Here is a 20,261-nt window from a genome sequence, read left to right as displayed (position 1 = left end):
CACTTCATCGCAACCACGAACTCACCGGAGAACACCATGCGCCACCTGCCCGCCACCGCCTTCTGCGCCTGCGCCCTGCTGACCGCCTCCCTGGCCAGCGCCGCCAGCCTCACCATCCGCATCGACGACGTGCGCAGCGCCGACGGCACCCTGCAGGTCGCCCTGTACGACTCGGCCGGCACCTTCCTCAAAAAATCCGTCAGCGCGGCCGGCGAAAAAGCCGTCAAGGGCAGTACCACCATCATCGTCAAGGACCTGCCAGCGGGCGACTACGCCTACGCCATTTTCCACGATGCCAACGGCAATGGCAAAATGGATGCCAACATGATGGGCATCCCGACCGAGGACTATGCATTCAGTAACAACGCCTTCGGTAAAATGGGGCCGCCCAAGTTCGACGATGCCAAATTTACCCTGCCAGCGGCCGGCCTGGACGCCACCGTCAGCCTGAAACACTAAGCCGGAGAACGCCATGCAACGCCGCACCTTCCTCACTTCCGCCGCCAGCCTGGCCGCCCTCGGCCTCGTTCCCGGCAGCGCCCTGGCCGATGCCGCCACCTACGAGCGCTTCCACGCGGCGCTCAAGCGCGACCCCAGCCTCGCGGTGTACGCCGACACCGTCGGCCGGCAGTCCGGCGCGGCGCGGGTCGTGGGCCGCATCCCGCAAGACCTGAACGGCGTCTTCTTCCGCAACGGCCCGGGGCGTTTTGAACTGGGCGGCGAGCGCCATCACCACTGGTTCGACGGCGACGGCTTCGCCCAGCGCTGGCAGATCGCCGACGGCAAGGTAAGCCACATCGGCAAATTCGTCGAGACCGAACGCTTCGGCGAAGAAAATGCCGCCGGCCAGTTTCTCTACCCCTCCTTCGGCACGCATGTCGGGCGGCGCGGCGTGAAAACCAACGACACCATGAACGCGGCCAACACCAACCTGCTGCCGTTCAATGGCCGCTTGTACGCTCTGTGGGAAGGCGGCTCGGCCATCGAGGTCGATGCGGCTACTCTGGCCACGGTCGGCATCAAGACCTGGAACGAGGACATGAAGTCGATGCCGTTTTCGGCCCATCCCAAGATCGACCCGGATGGCGGCATGTGGAATTTCGGCGCCCTGCCCGGCGGCGAGCGCCTGGCCCTGTACCGCATCGGCGCCGGCGGCCAAGTGCTCAAGACCGCCATGGTCAAGGTGCCGCAACTGGCGATGGTGCACGACTTCGTGGTCAGCGCCAATCACCTGATCTTCCTCATTCCCCCGTACGACATGGTGCGTGCCGACGACCAGAGCTTCGCCGAACAGCATCACTGGGCCGGCAGCGGCGCCAGCGCGCGCCCGCTGCGGGTGGTGGTGGTATCGAAAGCGACGATGGAAGTGCGCCAGGTGTTCGAGCTGCCGCCGCACATGGTTTTCCACTTCGGGAATGCGTTCGACGACGGCGCCACCACCCGCTTCGACGTGGTGCTGCACGAGGGCGACGCGCTGCGCGACGTCGGCCGGGTGATGAGCGGCGAACGGCAGAAAAACACCGCCACGCGCAGCTTTGCGGCCCAGGTCACGCTCGACTACGCGAGCGGCCGGGCCAGCACGGCGCGCTTGTTCGGGGCCAGCGAGTTCCCGCGCGTGATGCCGCACGTCGTGTCGAGCCGACACCGCCAGCTAGCGCTCATCAGCAGCTCGCCGCGCAACGCCGAGATCGTTCTCGACACCGTCAACCTGGTCGGCACCGACACCGGCAAGGCCGACAGCTACCGTTTCGACGCCGGCTGGCAGGTGGAAGAACACGTGCTGGTCCCGCGCGCCAACGCCCGTTCGGAAACCGACGGCTACCTGGTCGGCGTGGCGCAGGACACCCGGCGCGGACAGACCGTGATGACCGTGTTCGACGCCGCCCGCGTCACAGCCGGCCCGCTGGCGCTGGCACGCCTGCCCTACCGCGCGCCGCACTGCTTCCACGGTAATTTTCTGGCGGCTTGATGAACGCAAACAAACCTCCCGCGCATACGTCGTCACACCCGCTCGACGCGATCCCGCTGTTCCGGCGCTGGCCTTGTTCGCCGTGGCGCGACGTGCTCTATACAGGCATCTGGAACTTCATGATCGCCCTGTTCCTGACGGCGGCCAACATGCTGTTCAAGGGCCAGCACCACGGCTTCCTCGACTTTTTCGGGCCGACGCTGGTGATCTCGAACGTGGTCGGCTACCTGATTCACGCGGTGCTGAGCGGCGGCGATTATGTGCTGCGCGGCTGGCCGTCGCGCCTGGCCGGACCGGCGCGCGTGGCGTATTTCTTCACCACTGTCGGCCTGTGCGTGGTCGCGGGCATCGTCATCGGTTCGGGACTGCTGCAGGGGGTCAATCCGCTGCGCTTCCTGAGCGGCGGCGCGAACCTGGCGCCGCTGCTGCCGTTCGCCCTGTTCGCGGCGCTGATCATGGTCGTTGTCCTGGTCAGCGGCGAACGCCGCATCGCCACCGAAACGCTGGCCGCGCGCCATGGCGAACAGATTGCCAGCGCCGCCCAGCTGCTGGCCGAAGCCCGCCTGCGCGCCCTGCAAGCGCAGATCGAGCCGCATTTTTTGTACAACACCCTGGCCACCGTGGTCGGTCTGATCGAGACGCATCCCGTCCAGGCGCGCCACATGCTCGAACGCTTCATCGACTACCTGCGCGCCAGCCTCGCCGCCAGCCGCGCCGACCAGGCCACCCTGGGCGCGGAACTCGACCTGGCGGCCGCCTACCTCGACGTACTGGCGGTGCGCATGGGCGCGCGTCTGTCGTACCGGATCGAAGCGGACGGCTGCCGCGACATCGCCATGCCGCCCATGCTGCTGCAACCGCTCATCGAAAACGCCGTCGCGCACGGGCTTGAACCGAAGGTCGACGGCGGCCGGATCGTCATCCGCGCCACCTGCCGCGACGAGCTTCTATGCATCGAAGTGAGCGACACCGGCGCGGGGCTGGGCAATGCCCCGCCCAAGCCGGGCGGCGGGGTCGGACTATCCAACCTGCGCTCGCGCCTGCGCAGTGTGTACGGCCCTTCGGCTCAGGTACAATTGCTCGAAAATGAACCCTGCGGGATTACCGTGCGCCTGCTGCTGCCACTGAAAGAGACGCTGCCATCGACCATCCACGCGCCCTGATAGCGGACGACGAACCGCACCTGCTCGACTACCTGCAAACGCAACTGGCCACGGCCTGGCCGCAGCTGCGCATCGTCGGCAAGGCCGGCAACGGCATCGAAGCGCTGCGCCTGATCGACGAACTGGCGCCCGACGTGGTCTTCCTGGACATCCAGATGCCCGGCCTGACCGGCCTTGATCTGGCACAGCGCCTGACCAGCGACGGCAACGCGCCGCACATCGTTTTTGTCACCGCCCATCACGAATACGCGGTGGACGCCTTCGAGCACGCGGCGCTCGACTACCTGCTCAAACCGACCACGGTGGAGCGCCTGGCCAAGACCGTCGCCAAGCTCACACTGGCGCTGCGCGCGCCGGCGCCGGCGGTGGCGCCGGACGCCCTGCGGGCGCTGCTGCAGCAACTGGCCGCGCCCATGCCGCTCGCGGCCGCGCCGGCGCCCGCGCCCCTGCAATGGATCCGCGCCGCGCATGGCGACGAAACGCGCCTGATCGCCATCGACGAAGTGATTTACTTCCAGAGCAACGACAAATACACCAGCGTGTTTTTGCAGGAAGGCGAATGCCTGATCCGCACGCCGCTCAGCAAACTGCGCGAGCAGCTCGACGAAGCGCGCTTCTGGCAGATTCACCGCAGCGTGATCGTCGCCGCCAAGTCGGTGGCGGGCACCCACACCGACTTCCGCGGCCGCCTCGTGGTCAAGCTCAAGGAGCGGCGCGAACAGCTCACCGTCAGCCGCAATTACGCCGAGCAGTTCAAGCAGATGTAGCGCCAGGCGCGCAAGATCAGCCCCCGCTTTCGTTCCAGTTCGAACTGGGGGCGACACCGTCGCTGAAACAGTACTCTTTTCCTTTTCCAAAATTTACGGAACCCAGGAAGATCGTCCGAAGACACGGGAACACGCGCCCAGGCCGATGACATCGCCAGGCCGCGACCGCCGACACCGATGCTTTCAGCACGGTGCGATGCTGAACCAGCCCAAGCCGGAGTCCGGCAGGTCGGGGACGATTTGGCGAAGTTGCCCGAGCGCAGCCGTTCGGACGAAGCTGCGCTCGGTCAGCGACCGGATCTCTGCCACGTTCGACCCGGTAGCGAATTGGTAGAACAGAATACCCACGGGGGTATCGATGTCGTCACCTTTGACGTTGTCGACGGTCGCCGGGAAGTCCTCATAGTTCCACACAGTGGTGATTCGATGATCGGGACTGACCCTGCAAACTTCGTAGTGCGGCGGTAACGTGTGCATGCCCCCCGGCACGGGGAACTGGCGCACCCCGCGGTAGAGCACGAGCAGATCGTCATGCGCAGCCATGCCGGTCCAACTCTCGTTCCAGATACGGCTTCCGACGACTGTGCCGCGACGCAGCAATGACACCGTACTGGTCGGCTGCGGGCCGGGCGTCGTCGTCAGCCAGGCATGTGCGCGCGGCAATCCCAGCAGCTTGTCCGGGTGCGCGAGCGCGACGTGCGACCGCCACCACACGATAAGCGTTCCATCAGACTCTAGCTGGCCGAAACCGACCGTGCTGCGTCCGCCGGACAGAGCGCTGGTCAGAAGCAGCTCACCGTTGCCATCGACAGCCACGCGCGTCCAGCCCGGGTGCGCCCCGGCTGGGTAAGTCTTTGCCTGTACGAAGCGGAAGTCAGGGGCGATCCTCCCCGTTGCTGCTCGGCCGTCCTCGTCAAGAAACAGCAGCCATCCATCCTGGGTGGCACGATGCACACCGCTCCAGTGCCCGAACGTGCCAGGCGAGTAGACGTGCGCAAAGTTCAAGCCATCAGCGTTGAGCAGTCCGATGGCGGCCGCACTGCGGATCCGACCATCTGGACCGCCGTGGAGGCCATAGAAAAAGAGCCGCGAGACGCGCAGTGGCGGCAGCCGCTCGAATCGCGGTCCCCGTATCTGTGACACATCTGCCATGTTCAAACTCCTCGAGTTCGTATTTTCCGGTAAGCCGCTCGTAAAGCGGGCCTGAGACAGAATCGCAAGGCTTCCTTGCTTAATCCCTTTCAGTCTGCCCCTTTCGGCGGTGCTGTGCTTGTCGATCATCAGCGCGGCGGCCACCGATGCCGTTGCGATGCACGCTCGCAGGCATTTTGTTTCACTGTCCCAAATATGGATCCACCCTACCGGCTAACTCGCTCTTCCTCATTGCCTCAAAATATGCGCTGCGGCCGGATCGGATTCGGCTGACGCCCTCGGGCTTTTCCATCTTCGGCTAACGCCGCACGGGCGCGTGCCGGGCGTTAAAAATCAATACCAACAGTCGTTGAAAAGTCGATGATGTCAGCACAGGAATCGCACGCATCAGGGGGTTGTTGCTTGAGTTTCCAGTGCCACAGGCGGGCACGGCACGTACTTTGCGTCTGCTTGTTCAACCGCGTCAAGCGGTTAGGATAATTAGCGGCGCGATAGCGCTCCGTGCAGAATGGCTGGCGTCGACACCTACACGGAAAGTTAGAGAGCGGCGGAAAGTGTCATGCAAACGATTTTCACTTTGGAAAAATGGAGGGACGCAGCATGGCCGAAATGACGCGCAAGGAATTTGTCTTGGCAATGATCAGTGCGGGAGATCATCCTCGACTCTCGGGACTGGACCTGGCTGGGCTCAACCTGAACACGCTGGATCTCGCTCGGGTCAATTTGAGTCGGGTGCAACTCCAAGGCGCCCACCTCATTAGCACGCATCTCGACGACGCAACGTTTGATGACGCAAATATGCAGGGAGCAATCTTGAGCGGGGCAAGTCTCAACGGCGCCCGACTCGCTCGCGCCATGATGGCCTACGCGAGTTTTTCTGGAGCAAAGCTGACCAACGCCGACCTCAGAAAATCTTCTTGTCAGCATGCTGTTTTTTCGAACGCTGACCTTACGGGGGCTAAGCTGACCAATGCGAGCCTGACGCGTGCAAATCTGAGCGGGGCAAACCTTACCGGTACGAATCTGACGAATGCAGACCTTTTTGAAGCGAATCTCTTGAACGCCAACCTCACGGATGCGGACCTTACCGGTGCCGATCTCACCCGTGCGACCATGCCCGATGGCTCGATTCACCTCTAGCAAGCCGGCCGACAGCGGCCATGCCGCCGCTACCGCTCGCCGGACCGCACACGTACTGCGGATGAATGTGGTGCAGCAGGCAATTCATAGGCCTTTGCCCTTCAGCGCGCCAAACGAGAGGCGCCTCTCGGCAATAAGACTCGGCCGCATGACGGAAAAACTGGTACCTGAAGCGCGTGTCCGCGACAAGGCGGAGCATCCGCTGCACGTCGTGTAGACCGCTTAGCAGGTCAACGTCGGGACGCGCGCTCTGCGAAGACTTCCTTTGCCGCGAACAGGCCGTTGAGCGCCGCAGGAAAGCCCGCGTACAAGGCCATCTGCATCATCACCTCCACCACCTCGTCGCGCGTGCAGCCGACATTCAGGGCGCCGTGGATGTGCACCCGCAGTTGCGGCGCCGCCGTGCCGAGTGCGCACAGGGCGGCGATGGTCGCAATCTCGCGCGAGCGCAAGTCCAGCCCCGGACGGGAGTAGATGTCGCCAAATCCGAACTCGATCAGCAGGCGCCCAAAATCGGGCGCGATGCCGGTCAGGCTGGCGATCACTTTTTCTCCCTGTTCGCCATCGATTTCCCGCAGTTTGTCCCAGCCGCGCGTGTATCGGTCGTTGTCCATCGTGCTCTCCTTGTTGTGGTTGATGGAGCGACTGTAAAGCCGGGCGCCGCGACGGTCCAATACCATATTGGTGATACTTTTTCGGTATCGGCAAGGCGCGCATGTTGTGTAGAATGCAAGGGACAACTATTCAACGTCGCCACCAGGAGTCAGTACCGCATGAAGCTACGCCGCGCTTTGCCTTTACAACGCTGGTTTCCATTGAACGTTTCCGGCATGCGCCTATGGCCGGTGCTGGTCGCCGCGCTATGGACCGGATCCGCGCATGCGGCCCAGCCGATGGTGGCGGTGCAATTGAAAGAGGGTGCGCAATCATATTACGGAAGCGGTGCTCTACATCGGCCCGACAACCTGGTCGTTCAACACAGCGCGCGAAGAAGAGGATCTTCCCTCCATCTCGTGCCAATACGTCCTGACCACGCCCAATGACTTATGGAAGCTGATGGATATTCTCGACCGCGCCAAGGTCGTGGCGGACAAGCCGCCGAGAATCCTGAACGCGCGCATCGGTATCTATCTCTACCAGGATAACGGCGCGGTATCGAAACTCATTCTCGCCAATTCGTTCAAGGACGAAGGCGCGCGCGGCCTTTATAACGACGCAACCGGCGTCGTTACCGGTCTCGATTTCGAGCAAGAGTTGCGCGCTTTTGCCCTGACACTGCAACAGACCAAGCCAAACTGGTATTGCGACGGCGAGAAAAGCAGCGTCGCGGCACCTGAGCCCAGGACCGGCAACGAACTGAAATGACAAGGAATAGACGATGGACGCCACCACCCTGACCCTGTTCGTTCCGGCCTGCTTTGCGCTGAACATGGCGCCCGGCCCGAACAACCTGCTTTCGCTGAGCAATGCGACGCGCTACGGCTTTCGCCAGTCGTGCGCGGCGGGACTGGGCCGCCTGCTGGCCTTCGCCGGCATGCTGCTGCTCGCCTCGGCCGGCCTTGCGCTCATCCTGCACACGTCCGAACTGCTGTTCTACGCGATCAAGATCGTCGGCGCCGCCTATCTGTTCTACCTCGCCGTGCAATTGTGGCGCGCGCCCGCAAGCGCGCAGGAAGACACGCACACCCCGGCGGCCGGCCTGTTCGGCCTCGCGCGCCAGGAGTTCCTGGTCGCCGCCGGCAATCCCAAGGCGATCCTGATCTTTACCGCCTTCCTGCCGCAATTCGTCAGCCCCACCGAAGCGTCGGCGCCGCAGTTCGCGGTGCTGGGCGCCTTGTTCCTGCTGCTCGAACTGATCGCGATTGCCGCTTACGCGTACATGGGCGTGCATCTGCGCCGCTGGTTCGCCCGCCCGCGCGGCCAGCGTATCTTCAACCGCGGCTGCGCGCTGCTGCTGGCCGGTGCCGGCGCCGCCCTGCTGGCGGCGCGCCGCGCCTGAGAAGGCTGCCCGCAAACGCAGGTGCTCGTTCAGTCGGTGCCGACGACCGATATACCCAGGTATTTTTGCAGGTCGACCACGCGCGGGCCGACCTGTTCGATGGCTTCGGCCAGGCGCGCACGCGGCACGCCGAATTGGTCGGTCCAGTAAACGAGTTCGGCCTCGACGTTGACGTTGATGCGATCGTAGTCCTGCGGATTCGGTTCAAGCGGATTGTCTGACATGGTGGTTTTCTCCAGTGCGGCGCGGTGTGCGCCCGTGTTCCACAGCTTGCCACCGCGCCGCGCCAGGCTCCGTTCGATGACGCACGCAAAGCGGGCCGCGCGCTTTGCACGATGTTCGATAACTCGGAGTAAGATGTTGCCCACCTCACGCCGCCACGACCGCTCATGCAACGCCTCTTCGTGTTTCTGTTGACTTCCCTTGCGCTGCTGACGCTCAGGATGGACAGCGGCGCCGGCCGCCCTCCCCCTGTTCATCCGGCGCTGGCCGGCCTGCCCGTCGAGCTGGTATGGGCGTGGGAGCGCCCGGAAGACTTGCGCTGGCTGCCGGCCAACGTCGGCGTGGCCTACGTGGCGTCCTCCGTGCTGCTGCAGGGCGAGGATGCCCAGGTCTACCGCCGCGCCAGCGCGCTGCTGCTGGCGCCCGGCGCGCCGCGCGTGCCGGTGCTGCATGTGGATATGTCGTGGCGCCGCCCGCCCGCGCTGAGCGAGGCACAGAGCCGGCGCGTGGCCGACGAATTGCTGCGCCTGGCCGCCCAGGCCAACCGCAAGGTGGTGCAGCTCGACTTCGAAGTGCGGCGCTCGCAGCGCCCTTTTCTGGCGCGCACCATCGGCGCCATCCGCGCACGCCTCGATCCGTCCATCGCGCTGTCGGTCACGGCACTGGCTTCGTGGTGCCTGGACGACTACTGGCTGCACCAGATCGCCGCCGACGAAGTGGTGCCGATGGCCTTTCGCATGGGTCCGGCGCAGCACGCCCTGCGCGCGCGCCTGCTGCAACAGGGCGGCTTTACCCGCGCGCGCTGCGGCGCGGCGATCGGTTTCTCAAGCGACGAACCGATGATGGCGGTGCGCGAAGGCCGCCGCTACTATTTCTCACCGCAAGCCTGGAGCGCCGCGCGCTGGCAGGCATTGCGCCGCGCTCCCCGTTCAACCATTCCATCGAGACTTTAATCATGCGTTTTTCCCGCACCTGTTCCCTGCTCGCTTCCGCCCTGTTGTGGACGTGCGCCGCGCCGGCTTCGGCCAGCGGTGGCGACATGTACCAGACCAGCCGCTTCGCCTCCGAATTCCAGCCCGCCAATGCCGCACTGTTCGCCGCCGGCAAGCTGGGCGTGCTGCCGGGCAGTTACTGGCGCGTCTACCACTACCTGGCTTACCAGGCGGCGCGCGGACGGCCGCTCTCCGAACAGCAGGTGGCGGCGCTCAACATCGACACCTGGCATGTGAGCCCGGCCAGCGAGTGGAACCAGGCCGGCATGGACAGTCCCGGCCCGTCGACCTGGCTGGCCGCGCGCGCGCCGCTGGCGGCGCAACTGGCGCTGCCGGCCGGGATGGAGATCGACGTGAGCGCCGTCGCCGCGCGCGGAGACCCGTATCTGAACTGCCATCCGGATGCGTTCAAGCAGGCCGGCCTGACCATGGCCGCGCGCGCCGGACTGGCTGCGGGCGGCAAGCCGGACGCCTGGTTCAAGCTGTGGCTGCAAGGCCAGGATGCCGTGTTCGCCAACTGCGCCGAGCCGCGCCACGAGTGGGACAAGCCGGTGCCGAAACGGGTGGTCAAGCTGCCGCCGCCGCTGCCGGCCGATGCGCCCGCCTGGCTGCGCCACGACCACGCCTACCAGAGCGCCGCCGCCAATTTCTATGCCCGCCATTTCGACCAGGCGCGCAGCCAGTTCCAGCAGATCGCGCGCGAGTCCGCGTCGCCGTGGCACGGGCTGGCGCCCTACCTTGCCGCGCGCACCCTGATCCGCAAGGCCACGCTCGACTTTCCGCTGGGCGAGCAGCCAGCGGCGCGCGAAAGGGTCGAGGCCCTGGCGCAAGCGAAGAAGGAGCTCGATGCGCTGGCGCAAACGTCGGCACCGGCCCGGCACATGACGACCCTGGTGGAAGCGCGCCTCGATCCGGCCGCGCGCCTGGCGGTGCTGGCGCGCGCGCTCGACAAGGAACCGGTCGGAGCGGAGACGGCGCGCATGCTGAGCGACTATCTGGTGCTGATGGACAAGCTGCCGCGCAGCGTCACCATGGCCGCGAAGGAACCGATGACGGCGTGGATCGCCAGCATGCAGGCCGACACGGTGCTCGAACAATGGGCCTCCGAACGCAGCCCGCTGCTGGAGGCGCAACGCAAAGGCGCGCTCGACACCCTGCGCAAAAGCTGGCTCAAGCAGGCCGATCCGATCTGGCTGGCGCCGCTGCTGACCCTGGCGCGTGCGAACGAGCTGAGCGCGGCCGAGCGCAAGGCCGCGTCCGCCGTCCCGGCCGCCCATCCGCTGTACCAGAGCGTGCAATACCACCTGGCGCGCCTGGCGCTGGCCGAACGCGATGGCGCGCGCGCCGACCAGGACCTCGACCGCTTGCTGGCCACCCAGGGCAAGCAGATGTCGGTGGCCACCAGCAACCGTTTCCTGGCGCTCAAGATGCTCTCGGCCGTGACGCTCGACGGCTTCCTGAAAGCGGCGCCGCGCCGTACCGATCCGATCGAACATGGCGAACCCATCGATGCCGCGCCGGACCAGGCGGGCGCCACCGCGACCGACGACGATTTCGATGTCGCCGTCTGGCGCCACCTGCCGATGGCCGAACTGAACGTGCTGCGCGCGCATCCGCTGTTGCCGCCGGCCAGGAAAGCGCAGCTGGAAGAAAGCATGCTGGCGCGCGCCCTGATCGCCGGCGACGAGGCCACTGCGCTGAGCCTGCTCGACGCGGTTGCCAGGACGCGCAAGAGCACCGCGCATTTGTACCAGCGCTACCGCAAGGCGGCCAGCGGCGCGGAGCGCAAGCTGGCGGGCGTGCTGATCCTGGTCAACACGCCGGAATTGCACCCGGCCATGTTCGACAAGGACGAGAAAAAGCGCTACTGGGGTTGCAGGAGGGAATGGGGCGATTCGCCGGTGGTGGTGCGCACGGGCGCGCCGGCCCCGCGCTTTTTGAGCGCGCAGCAAACCCTCGCTGCGGCCAGGGAGCAGGAAGCGCTGTTGCGCCTGCCCCTGCGCAGCGAGTTCCTCGCGCCCACCCTGCTGGCGTGGGCGCGCACCAAGCCGGCCGATGAAGAAGCGCCGAAAGCGCTGCACTTCCTGGTGGCGTCCACGCGCATGGAGTGCCCGTACGGCGCCGCGGTGCCAGAGGCGGAGCAGTTGCGCGCACGCTATTCGCGCGAGGCGTATGACGTGGTGCACAAGTACTATCCGGCGAGTAAATGGACCAAGGCGACCAAATATTTCTATTGAGCCCTGGTCCGGCCGGATCGCTTACGAGGTAAAGTCGCCGCCGGCGGTGGTGAAATGGATGTTGGCCTCGCTGGTGAAGCGCACCAGGATGGAGACGCCGATGCCCCAGAATACCGGTCCGCCGCCACCAGCCCAGTTATTGGCGCCGTCAATGGCGCCGCCGTGGTTGCCGGTATGGCATATGCCATCATAACGCCGGATCTGGTTCGGCCCGTCCCAGATATGGGCTGCGTCCACGCATGCGCCAGCGTCGGCGTTGTACAGCACAAAGACGCGGTCGAGGCGCACCCGCCTATCGTCGGTGATCACCGGTGTGGGAATGGCGAAGTGAAACCAGTTGCTTTGGTTAGCTGCGCCACGGAAAAAGGCGCCCGAGCCGACCCGCAGGCCGGTCACATCGGTCCAGGGAACGCCATTGACCAGGCGCAAACGCGTGTTGCCGGGAATTTCGACCTGGGCGACGTAGCCAGGGACCCACATTGCTTGCTTTGCCATTTTGGTTCTCCTCATACACGTTCAAGGGGACAGGCAGGCAGGCGCAGTGGCGTCGCCTGGACCTGAACCCAGCGTACGGGAGCCGATGGGCGCTTGTTTGGCCGGTGTCAGCCGGGGGCCTGTGCCCGCACAGAGCCGGCGCGAGGTGCTGGGAGGCATTGTCAGACGCTCGCGCAAAATTGCCGGGGCAGGCCATCAGGGCGAACAACTATTTACGTGGCAAGTCAGCGGTCTCACGTGCAAGTTGCAGGGAGCGTTGCGTATTTATGTCTGCTACGCACGCCAGCCGGCTGATCTCATGGGCGTCGCCGGCAGCCCCTCCCCGCAGCGAGGTGGCAAAGGCGCACTGAACCTGCCGGAACCTGGCAAAAGCCGCCACGGAAGCCTTCAGCCTGGCCTTCGCCGCCATGATGTACTTATCGTCTTCATCCCATCCAGCGATCGCAGCGGCGGCCCTGGCCTCTGCCTGCTTCAATGCGACGGCGCTGTCCACCACCATTTTGTCGAGGCAATCGCGCCTGTCTGCCTGGGAGAACTGATTACATTTCTCCGCCGCATCAATGATCGGCGTCGTGGCGGCCGCGTTTGCCTGCAACGCAGTCATTGGCGTTGCCAGCAGCGTCAGCAGAAGGAAGTGGCTTATGGTTGGCATATGTTCCTGGCTGGTTTGGCCGGCGTGGGGTGCCGGTGAGCATTGTCAGGCGCCGGCGACAAGTTCCTGGCGCAGCCGCATCAGCAGCTCACCCAGGCGGTTCTTGCCTTTGCCGTTCGGGCCGATTCCCCAGTAACTGTCGTAGGGCGAGTCTTCGATCAGGCGTTTCTTGCCGGTGCCGAGCAGTAGCGCGCGCAGGTCCGGGTCCTGGAATTTCTGGCGCAGGCCGCACAGCATGATGTCTTCTTTCACCTCGTCCCAGTCGCGCCGGATCGGGGTGGCGCGGCTCTGGCCGAGATCCTTGGCCTGCTTGGGCGAGCCGCACGCAAGAATGCGCTCGAACTGCGGACTGCCTTCGAATTTCATGGCCTGGAAATAGTGCTCCATCGTGCGCCACTGATGGCCGCCGAGGGAAAACGCGCTGCCGGCGAAGTTGGACAAGGCCGCGTAGCGACCGTCCTTACCGAAAAAGTAAATGTCCTTCGCCATTGCCCGGCCACAGAAATGTTATAGATTCGATATTATAATGCGTGCGGATCGGAAAACACGCCAAGATTCTTTTTGGCACTTTCGCTGACCATCCCCCGTGGTTCGTGGAATAACACTCAATGGAGCGGCTGATGCCCTTATTCAATTTGCCCGGCCTTGCCGGCGCACTGCCGGCCGCCTGGCAATCCCAGGTGCTGGGCCAGGTCGGCCCGGCCCGCGTCAAACTGCTCAGGATGGACGAGCTGGCCTACGGCGAGGAAACGCACGACTATAACGAGGCGCTGCTGGTCGTCTCAGGGCGCATGCTGCTGGAGGTGGCGGGAGCGGCTGTGACGGTCGAGGCCGGCAGCATGTACCTGGTCGAGGCGGGCACTGGCCATGCCGTGCTCGCGGGCAGCCATGGCAGCCTGGTGATCATCGATCTTTGAGCGCGCCTGTCGCGGGGCGCTGCCGCGGGATGCCCCGGATCAGTCGAGGTCGGCCCAGGCATCGGTCAGCGGGCCGACGACGACGTCTTCCAGCAAGGGTTGCTGCGTCAGCCAGGCGCCGACCAGCGCGCGGTGTTCATCGCTCAAGGGCGCCGATCCCGCACCCGCCGACACCCAGCCGCTGAAAGCGTCGGTCGAGCCGCCGCCGAACACCAGGCCATTGCCCTCGATCGCGATGTCGATGAAGTCGTCCATGAGTGCGTACAGCTCGGGCCGGTCTGGCGCGCCGCGAAAGCGGGCCTGGACGGCAAAGGTGAACTCCTGAAACTGACCGACATGCTTCTTCTTTTCCTGGCGCCGGTTCGGGCGCTCGCTGGCACGATTCATCTTGTCTGCTCTCCATTTGGACCATTGGCCGGCCACGCGCAAGGCGCCTGGCCCAACCATACAAGGACTATTTGGGTAGTCGTTTGCTCACATGCGATGCCGGCCTGCGAAAACTGGCCGCACTGTTCCCGCCTGGGGCGGCGCGGCAGCCACGCTTAGCGCGGCACCAGCGATTTGGCATCGCTCATCAATCGCTCCGCCCGCTGCGTGTTCAGGTCGGCCACACAAGAAAGCCGGCTGATCTCGTGCGAGTTGCCGGCAGCGCCACCGGCGAGCGAAGTTGCAAAGCCGCACTGCGCGTCGCGGTAACGCGCAAAGACCGTATTGGCCTGCTTGAGTTTGGCCCTCGCCGCCGTGACATAACCCTCGTCTTCGTCCCATTTGCCGATCGCCGCGACCGTCTCGGCTTCCGCATTTTTGAGTAAGGCCGCGCTGCCCGCCGCCTGCTTGAAGAGGCAGTCGCGGATGTCCGCTTGCGAGAATTGGTCACATGCTTCCATGGCATTTTTGGCCTGCACCGGCGCAGCCGTTTTTGGGCTCGCCTGGCACAATGGCGCTACGCCCAGCGCCATCAGAAAACACGTCGTCAGGAAGCGCATTCCGCATCCCTCCCCTTCAGGTAGGTCAGGCAAACGTTGACTTTGTCCGCATAGCGCGGATCACGGCTGCCGTTGTAGCGCACCATCACCGCCGTGGCGTTAATCTGGCGCCAGCCCGTGATGACCTTTTGCATGCTCGCCTTTTGAACTTTGACGACATCTCCCTTGTGCAAGATGTTGAGTCCTGGGTTCAGCTCGCGCACGACCTGGAGCGTGCTTGAATTAGCCGAGGCAATCTTGTCGAAACTGTCGCCGGGACCCACTTTGACTTCCTGGACGCGCGAACCAGGCTCGCGTACGCTGACGAAAGCGAAATTCGCCATGCGCATCAACATATAACCGATACCACCACGAATGTTGTGAGCCGGATTGGTGCGAATGGAGTCGCTACTCAGACTTGCGCGGATATTCGGCGGCATGATCTGCTTGCCACCCTCCTTATCCCCCAGTAAGGCCATCATCCCGGCATCGCCGGGCACGCCGATCTGCATCGGTTTCTTCTTCCATTCAGGATTTGCGCCGCCTGTTTCGGTCCACAACATCGCTTTGACGAAGCGCCAGTCCAAGGGAGAAAAACCCGTCGTCGTGCCGAGGTGACGATTGTATTCGCTGACCGCTGCCTGAATGTCGCAGTCGTAGTCGTTCCAGGCCGGATCGCCGGAGGAAGCTTTAATGCCTTCTAACCACTTCTCGTAACTCATAACTTGTAACCGTCCTTTTTTGAAATGCAAATTGGCGACATCCATACAAGAATAGCACTTGGCATACTCACAATACTAACATTGGGAAAAAATTATCCGATACACATTACTGCAAACAGCACACGGTAAGCCGGCATGCGATTCGTTTCGACTGCCGCGGTGGTGTTTTCTCGCGCTGCCTGTTGTATTTATGACTAAATTTGCATATTTAATGATCATTGCCCGACTGCATCCCTAGTTGTACATTGATTAATGCGCGTAACGCCGCCATACTTTCTGCTCGCCCACACGCGGCGCATCAATCATCGGAGTGAACATGTTTATCATCTGGGGCAAACGCACCTATGGCGCGGTCGACAAGGTCGGCACGACGTCGGTCAAAACCGTTTTCGGGCATCTGTACTATCTGCCACTGTTCCCGATGAGCAGCCATTACGTCGACTTCAAGACCGGCAATTCGTACGAACTGACCCGCATGGATGGGCGCTCGGTCCTGTGCGGCTACCTGCGCATCTGGATGCCGCTGATGCTGGCGATTGCCCTGGTCGTGTTCGATATACTCGATGGCACCCTGAACAAGGTACTCTGCGCACTGGTCATGGCGCTGACCGCCGTGGCCGCCATCGGCTCCTTCGTTTACGACAAAAAAGTCGTCCGCAAGGAGAGCGCCCAGGTGCGCGAAATGATGCACCGCCATTTCGGGGTGGCGCTCGATCCGTACCGCTGCCGTTCCAGCTTGCAGGCCGACATCGAAGAGCGGGTCCGTGCGCACAGCAACGACGCGCTCGACGCATCCTGGTACAAGCGCACGCTCGATGACGCCGTCAGCCAGCCGCACCTGGTCGAAATGGCCGTGCTGCGCGCGCGCTGCGACCAGCACGACGGCACGCTGCAAACGCGTGCGCTGCAACGCCTGCCGGGCGCGCGCAAGGCCGCGTAAGCGCCCCCTTGCGGTGCGCCGCAGCGGTGGCGCACCGCGCTTAACCCCGTTTGTCTTCCCGCATCGTTTACATGACAAGGACGCCGCACCGGTCCCTGCCCGTCGGTGCACGCCCTGCCGCCCTGCCGCCGTTTACATCGATCAAACAAGGATTGCCATGATGAACCTGACTCCCGCGACGCGCGTCGCCGGCTGCATTACCCTGCTCGCCCTGATGGCGGCGTGCTCCAAAAAAGAAGAATCGGCAATGCAGGCAAGTCCCGCTCCCGTTCAGTCGACCGAGAATGTCAGCGCGCAGCCAATGGCCGACGCGCCGGCGCCACCGGCCGAGATGCGCAGCGCGGCCGGCGAAGAGAAGCCGGCGGCGCCCGTCAACGCCCTCACGGCGGCCAGCGCGGCCCAGCAAATGGGCGGCGGCGCGACCGCCTACAACGACGGCGAGCGCAAGTTCATCCGCACCGCCAGCGCGAACTTCCGCGTCAAGGATGTGTACGTCGCCGCGCTCGGCATCGAAGACACGGTTGCCAGTCACGGCGGTTTCGTGGTCAAGAACGCGATCAGCACCGGCACCACGCGCGTCGAGCGGCAGCCCGCCGGCGACGGCAAATTGATCGAGTTGAAGGAATATACGGTGCAGGGGCACCTGGTCGTGCGCGTGCCCAGCGCCAAAACCCAGGAATTCCTGCGCGCGATTGCCGGCCACGTGGTGTTTCTGGACGAGCGCAAGTACGCCGCGCACGATGCGCAGTTCGACCTGCTGCGCCAGCAGCTCGAGGCGATGCGCAGCCACGAAACCCAGTCCGAACTGGGCGAGGCGGTCCGGGAAGGCGGCAAGCTGACGCAGAAAACCGATGCGATCGCCATGCGCGGCGATGCCAGGGCCGTGCGCGATGCCGCCCTGCTCGCCAAAAAGGAATTCGAAGACCAGGTGGCGTTCAGCACCATCGAGCTGACGCTGGCCCAGCCATCGCGCGTGCTGCAAAGCGAACTGGTCGATACAGACAGCATCTATCGCCAGCTGCGCCCGCATTTTGGCAGCCGCCTGAAAGACCAGTTGCGCGGCGGCTGGGACAGCACGCTCGACCTGCTGCTGGCGCTGGCCGGCATCTGGCCGCTGCTGCTGCTTGCGGTCCTGGGCGGCGCACCGGTCTGGCGCGCCTTGCGCCGCCGCAACAAAGCCAGCAAGCCAGGCTGATCCGCCTGGGCGGGCACGGCGCGCTGCCGTGCCCGCTTACTCCCGCGCGCCGCGCGCGTCCGGCGCCGCTTCGGCCTCGGCCCGCGGCACAGGCGGCGACGGCATTTCGCCCATAACGGCCGGCGGCGGCGTTTCCGGCCTGGTATCGCCCTGGCTGACGGGCATATCGCCTAAAAACAGCACACCAACAAGCATATCCTCCGGCGCCGGTGGGCGCTGGGCACAGGCGGCCAGCGACATGGCCAGCACGGCCGCTGTGGCCTGGCCCGGCAGCGCGCGCCATGGCGGACGCGCGCCGGCGGACGGCGCGCCGCAATCGCTGGTCATCACGCTGCCATCGGCACGCCGGTAAAAGCGCACGCACATGCCGCCCGCGCTGTGCTCGGCCACCAGCATCGCCGCTTCCGCTTCGGGCATGGCCGACAGGTTGAACACCTTCTTGTCGCAGTCGCCGCAGTGGCGCACGCGTGCGTCGCCCTGCATGGCGTCCCAGGAAGCGGTGCAGGGAGAGGCAACCGTGATGCGATGCAAGGCAATCACCCTGGCGTCGTTGTTGAATTTTGGCATGTTGCAATCCATATCTTGTCAGTTAGTTAAAGCTCACACAAGGAGGCGGGGCATGGCTGCACAATGAAACGGCGCAAGCGCGAAGGCGGGGTTAAACACATGCAGAAATTTGAATCCGATCAGCACGTCGATGCGTATCTGGTGGTGCGCTCCCGCAATCCGGGTGATTTTTTACAAAAACGAGGCCACCATGCACAACGTCCCCTTCACCAAACTCCTGCTCGCTTCCGCCATCGCCATGACCCTTGCCGCCTGCGGCAGCGACGACAACCACACCCCCGCCCCGCCGCCGCCGCCGGTGGTGCAACCCGTGGTCGAGGCGGGCGACACGGTCATGCTGACCGCGAGCGGCCGCATCGTCTCGCTCAACGCCGACAATACCGTGCGCACGAATGTGGCGCTGTCCGGCCTGCAAGCCTCCGAAACCCTGCTCGGCATCGATTTCCGCCCGCTGGACGGCCTGTTGTACGGGGTGGGCAGCAGCGGACGCATTTACACGATCAACCCGAGCACGGGCGCGGCAAGCATGCGTTCGACCCTGGCGGCGGACGCGGCCGACACCAGCGCGCCGTTCACGGCCCTGGCCGGCGGCGACTATGCGGTCGACTTCAACCCGGCCGCCGACCGCCTGCGCGTGGTCAGCGACAGCGGCCAGAACCTGCGCATCAACGTCGAGTCGGGGGCGACCACCACCGACGGCAATATCAACGGCGGCCCGGCGGCGGCGAAAATCACCTCGGCCGCCTACACCAACGCGTTGGCCGGCACCGGCAGCACCACCCTGTTCGCCATCGACGCCGCCGGCAGCACGCTGTACACCCAGAACCCGCCCAACAACGGCACCCTGAGCATGCCGGTTGCGCTGGGCGTGACGGCCAGCGCGGTGGGTGGCTTCGACATCGACGCCCGCAGCAACCGCGGCCTGGCGCTCCTGACCGTGGGGGGCAAGGCCGGCCTGTATGCGATCAACCTGAGCGCCAGCGCCAACCCGGCCACCCTGGTCGCCGCGCTCGACCTGACCGACGCCGTCAAGGGCCTGGCCGTGCGCTCGCCAGCCACGCCGGTGGTGCTGGGCCTGACCGACGGCGCCCATCTGGTGTCGTTCAAGCCGCAAACCCCGGCCAAGTTCGATACCGATGTCGCCATCACGGGCATGAACAGCGGCGAAAAACTGCTCGGCTTCGATATCCGGCCGAAGGATGGCTTGCTGTACGGTATTACATCGAGCGCGCGCATCGTCACCATCGATGCCAACACCGGCGTGGCGACGGCCAAGGCGACCCTGACCGCCGATGCGGCCGATCTCACGCAGCCGTTCAGCGTGATCGCCGGCAGCCAATTCGCGGTCGATTTCAACCCGGTGGCGGATCGCCTGCGCGTGATCGGCAACAGCGGCCAGAGCCTGCGCATCAATGTCGACACGGGCGCGACCACGACCGACGGCGGCATCAACCGCGCCGGGGCAGCACCGGTGGTCACGGCCGGTGCCTATACCAACAGTTTTGCCGGCACCACGGCGACCATGCTGTTCGTGCTTGATACCGCCAGCGACAACCTGGCGCTGGTCAATCCGCCCAACGATGGCACGCTGAGCAATATCGGGGCGCTGGGTGTGGATGCGATGGGTGATGGCAGCATGGATATCGCCGGCGGCGCCAACGGCCTGGTGCTGGCGGCCTTGCGCAGCGCGGGCACGGGGCCGACCACGCTGTACCGGGTTGACCTTGCAACGGGCGCGGCGGTGCCGTTCAACGGCACGGCCAATCCGGCGAACTCGGTGATCGGCTCGGGCAGCGCGGCCGTGCTCGATATTGCGGTGGTACTGAAGTAAGAGCGAATGCAAGCGGGGCCGTCGCCAGGCGACGGCTGCCGGGGACGGCTTAGAGCCTGTCTCCGTAGATCGGGGGAAGCTGGTGGCGATGCCTGACAAGCGCGGGCAAGGCGCGAGGAGGCCGCATGGCTAGCCATGCAACGACGAACAACGCAGGCCCCGCTTGCCAGGGGCGCCAGCAGCGACTCCGATCTACGGAGACAGGCTCTTAGCCTGAATTTTGCATAAAAAAGAGCAAGAATGCCGTAAGTGATTGATAAAATGTGAGTTATCCCTAAAACACAATTTCAACACGAACGCACCTTGCCCGGCATGAATTCTACCTCAGAGCAGCTA

General features: G+C 64.6%; 23 protein-coding genes. 13 read left to right on the top strand and 10 right to left on the bottom strand.

Annotated elements, in window-relative coordinates:
* Nucleotides 1-36 precede the first annotated feature (36 nt).
* The 4 genes from F2P45_RS28090 to F2P45_RS28075 are packed head-to-tail and all read left to right on the top strand — an operon-like array spanning nt 37 to nt 3,899.
* Nucleotides 37-459: a DUF2141 domain-containing protein gene (locus F2P45_RS28090; protein ID WP_166881517.1), complete on the top strand. Its 423-nt coding sequence runs from the start codon at nt 37-39 to the stop codon at nt 457-459.
* A 13-nt stretch (nt 460-472) separates the two neighbouring features.
* Nucleotides 473-1,969 (top strand): carotenoid oxygenase family protein, encoded by a 1,497-nt coding sequence (locus F2P45_RS28085; protein WP_166881516.1) that lies wholly within the window; start codon nt 473-475, stop codon nt 1,967-1,969.
* On the top strand, nt 1,969-3,132 hold the full coding sequence (locus tag F2P45_RS28080; protein ID WP_166881515.1) for a sensor histidine kinase: 1,164 nt from the start codon (nt 1,969-1,971) through the stop codon (nt 3,130-3,132). Before F2P45_RS28085 ends, F2P45_RS28080 begins: the two co-directional genes overlap by 1 nt.
* Entirely contained in the window at nt 3,063-3,899 is an 837-nt protein-coding gene (locus F2P45_RS28075) for a LytR/AlgR family response regulator transcription factor (RefSeq protein WP_188130242.1), read from the top strand. The genes F2P45_RS28080 and F2P45_RS28075 overlap by 70 nt, the downstream gene beginning before the upstream one ends.
* A 183-nt stretch (nt 3,900-4,082) precedes the next feature.
* On the opposite strand, the gene F2P45_RS28070 is transcribed toward F2P45_RS28075, so the two are convergent.
* Entirely contained in the window at nt 4,083-5,180 is a 1,098-nt protein-coding gene (locus F2P45_RS28070; protein WP_223164847.1) for a hypothetical protein, read from the bottom strand.
* A gap of 471 nt (nt 5,181-5,651) precedes the next feature.
* Between F2P45_RS28070 and F2P45_RS28065 the strand changes: the two genes are divergently transcribed.
* Complete coding sequence (locus F2P45_RS28065; RefSeq protein ID WP_166881513.1) at nt 5,652-6,191, top strand: pentapeptide repeat-containing protein; 540 nt, start codon at nt 5,652-5,654, stop codon at nt 6,189-6,191.
* Between the two features lie 230 nt (nt 6,192-6,421).
* Here the strand turns inward: F2P45_RS28065 and F2P45_RS28060 are convergent, their stop codons facing one another.
* The gene (locus F2P45_RS28060; RefSeq protein ID WP_166881512.1) at nt 6,422-6,805 is read right to left on the bottom strand and encodes a carboxymuconolactone decarboxylase family protein; all 384 of its coding nucleotides are present in this window, start codon (nt 6,803-6,805) and stop codon (nt 6,422-6,424) included.
* A 304-nt stretch (nt 6,806-7,109) separates the two neighbouring features.
* On the opposite strand from F2P45_RS28060, the gene F2P45_RS28055 reads away from it, so the two are divergent.
* On the top strand, nt 7,110-7,556 hold the full coding sequence (locus F2P45_RS28055; RefSeq protein ID WP_166881511.1) for a hypothetical protein: 447 nt from the start codon (nt 7,110-7,112) through the stop codon (nt 7,554-7,556).
* 13 nt (nt 7,557-7,569) lie between these two features.
* Entirely contained in the window at nt 7,570-8,190 is a 621-nt protein-coding gene (locus F2P45_RS28050; RefSeq protein ID WP_166881510.1) for a LysE family translocator, read from the top strand.
* A 29-nt stretch (nt 8,191-8,219) separates the two neighbouring features.
* On the opposite strand, the gene F2P45_RS28045 is transcribed toward F2P45_RS28050, so the two are convergent.
* On the bottom strand, nt 8,220-8,414 hold the full coding sequence (locus tag F2P45_RS28045) for a DUF3606 domain-containing protein (RefSeq protein WP_166881509.1): 195 nt from the start codon (nt 8,412-8,414) through the stop codon (nt 8,220-8,222).
* A gap of 165 nt (nt 8,415-8,579) precedes the next feature.
* Here F2P45_RS28045 and F2P45_RS28040 point away from each other — a divergent pair, with 165 nt between their 5' ends.
* Both F2P45_RS28040 and F2P45_RS28035 read left to right on the top strand, forming a co-directional pair.
* Nucleotides 8,580-9,365 (top strand): hypothetical protein, encoded by a 786-nt coding sequence (locus F2P45_RS28040; RefSeq protein WP_166881508.1) that lies wholly within the window; start codon nt 8,580-8,582, stop codon nt 9,363-9,365.
* 2 nt (nt 9,366-9,367) lie between these two features.
* Nucleotides 9,368-11,641 (top strand): hypothetical protein, encoded by a 2,274-nt coding sequence (locus F2P45_RS28035; protein ID WP_166881507.1) that lies wholly within the window; start codon nt 9,368-9,370, stop codon nt 11,639-11,641.
* Between the two features lie 21 nt (nt 11,642-11,662).
* On the opposite strand, the gene F2P45_RS28030 is transcribed toward F2P45_RS28035, so the two are convergent.
* The 3 genes from F2P45_RS28030 to ybiA all read right to left on the bottom strand — a co-directional run bounded on the left by F2P45_RS28030 (nt 11,663) and on the right by ybiA (nt 13,277).
* Nucleotides 11,663-12,136, bottom strand: coding sequence for a DUF6623 family protein (locus F2P45_RS28030; protein WP_166881506.1), 474 nt, complete (start codon nt 12,134-12,136; stop codon nt 11,663-11,665).
* Nucleotides 12,137-12,344: 208 nt separating this feature from the next.
* Nucleotides 12,345-12,788, bottom strand: coding sequence for a lysozyme inhibitor LprI family protein (locus F2P45_RS28025; protein WP_166881505.1), 444 nt, complete (start codon nt 12,786-12,788; stop codon nt 12,345-12,347).
* Between the two features lie 45 nt (nt 12,789-12,833).
* Nucleotides 12,834-13,277: a riboflavin biosynthesis intermediates N-glycosidase gene (gene ybiA / locus F2P45_RS28020; RefSeq protein ID WP_166881504.1), complete on the bottom strand. Its 444-nt coding sequence runs from the start codon at nt 13,275-13,277 to the stop codon at nt 12,834-12,836.
* A 131-nt stretch (nt 13,278-13,408) separates the two neighbouring features.
* Here ybiA and F2P45_RS28015 point away from each other — a divergent pair, with 131 nt between their 5' ends.
* Nucleotides 13,409-13,705, top strand: coding sequence for a cupin domain-containing protein (locus F2P45_RS28015; RefSeq protein WP_166881503.1), 297 nt, complete (start codon nt 13,409-13,411; stop codon nt 13,703-13,705).
* Nucleotides 13,706-13,744: 39 nt separating this feature from the next.
* Here the strand turns inward: F2P45_RS28015 and F2P45_RS28010 are convergent, their stop codons facing one another.
* The 3 genes from F2P45_RS28010 to F2P45_RS28000 all read right to left on the bottom strand — a co-directional run bounded on the left by F2P45_RS28010 (nt 13,745) and on the right by F2P45_RS28000 (nt 15,437).
* Entirely contained in the window at nt 13,745-14,092 is a 348-nt protein-coding gene (locus F2P45_RS28010; protein WP_166881502.1) for a YggL 50S ribosome-binding family protein, read from the bottom strand.
* Between the two features lie 155 nt (nt 14,093-14,247).
* Nucleotides 14,248-14,691 carry a lysozyme inhibitor LprI family protein gene (locus F2P45_RS28005; protein WP_166881501.1) on the bottom strand — a complete coding sequence of 148 codons (444 nt, stop codon included), beginning with the start codon at nt 14,689-14,691 and terminating at the stop codon, nt 14,248-14,250.
* On the bottom strand, nt 14,679-15,437 hold the full coding sequence (locus F2P45_RS28000; protein ID WP_229505342.1) for a LysM peptidoglycan-binding domain-containing protein: 759 nt from the start codon (nt 15,435-15,437) through the stop codon (nt 14,679-14,681). Before F2P45_RS28000 ends, F2P45_RS28005 begins: the two co-directional genes overlap by 13 nt.
* Before the next feature lie 271 nt (nt 15,438-15,708).
* Here F2P45_RS28000 and F2P45_RS27995 point away from each other — a divergent pair, with 271 nt between their 5' ends.
* Both F2P45_RS27995 and F2P45_RS27990 read left to right on the top strand, forming a co-directional pair.
* Entirely contained in the window at nt 15,709-16,332 is a 624-nt protein-coding gene (locus tag F2P45_RS27995; protein WP_166881500.1) for a hypothetical protein, read from the top strand.
* Nucleotides 16,333-16,489: 157 nt separating this feature from the next.
* The gene (locus F2P45_RS27990) at nt 16,490-17,527 is read left to right on the top strand and encodes a DUF4349 domain-containing protein (RefSeq protein ID WP_166881499.1); all 1,038 of its coding nucleotides are present in this window, start codon (nt 16,490-16,492) and stop codon (nt 17,525-17,527) included.
* 36 nt (nt 17,528-17,563) lie between these two features.
* Here F2P45_RS27990 and F2P45_RS27985 read toward each other — a convergent pair whose 3' ends face one another.
* The gene (locus F2P45_RS27985; protein WP_166881498.1) at nt 17,564-18,094 is read right to left on the bottom strand and encodes a hypothetical protein; all 531 of its coding nucleotides are present in this window, start codon (nt 18,092-18,094) and stop codon (nt 17,564-17,566) included.
* 190 nt (nt 18,095-18,284) lie between these two features.
* Here F2P45_RS27985 and F2P45_RS27980 point away from each other — a divergent pair, with 190 nt between their 5' ends.
* Nucleotides 18,285-19,925: a DUF4394 domain-containing protein gene (locus F2P45_RS27980; protein ID WP_166881497.1), complete on the top strand. Its 1,641-nt coding sequence runs from the start codon at nt 18,285-18,287 to the stop codon at nt 19,923-19,925.
* Nucleotides 19,926-20,261 lie beyond the last annotated feature (336 nt).

The organism is Massilia mucilaginosa, assembly GCF_011682145.1.
Classification (GTDB): Bacteria; Pseudomonadota; Gammaproteobacteria; order Burkholderiales; family Burkholderiaceae_D; genus Telluria_A; species Telluria_A mucilaginosa.
This window is presented reverse-complemented; position numbering and strand designations above follow the sequence as displayed.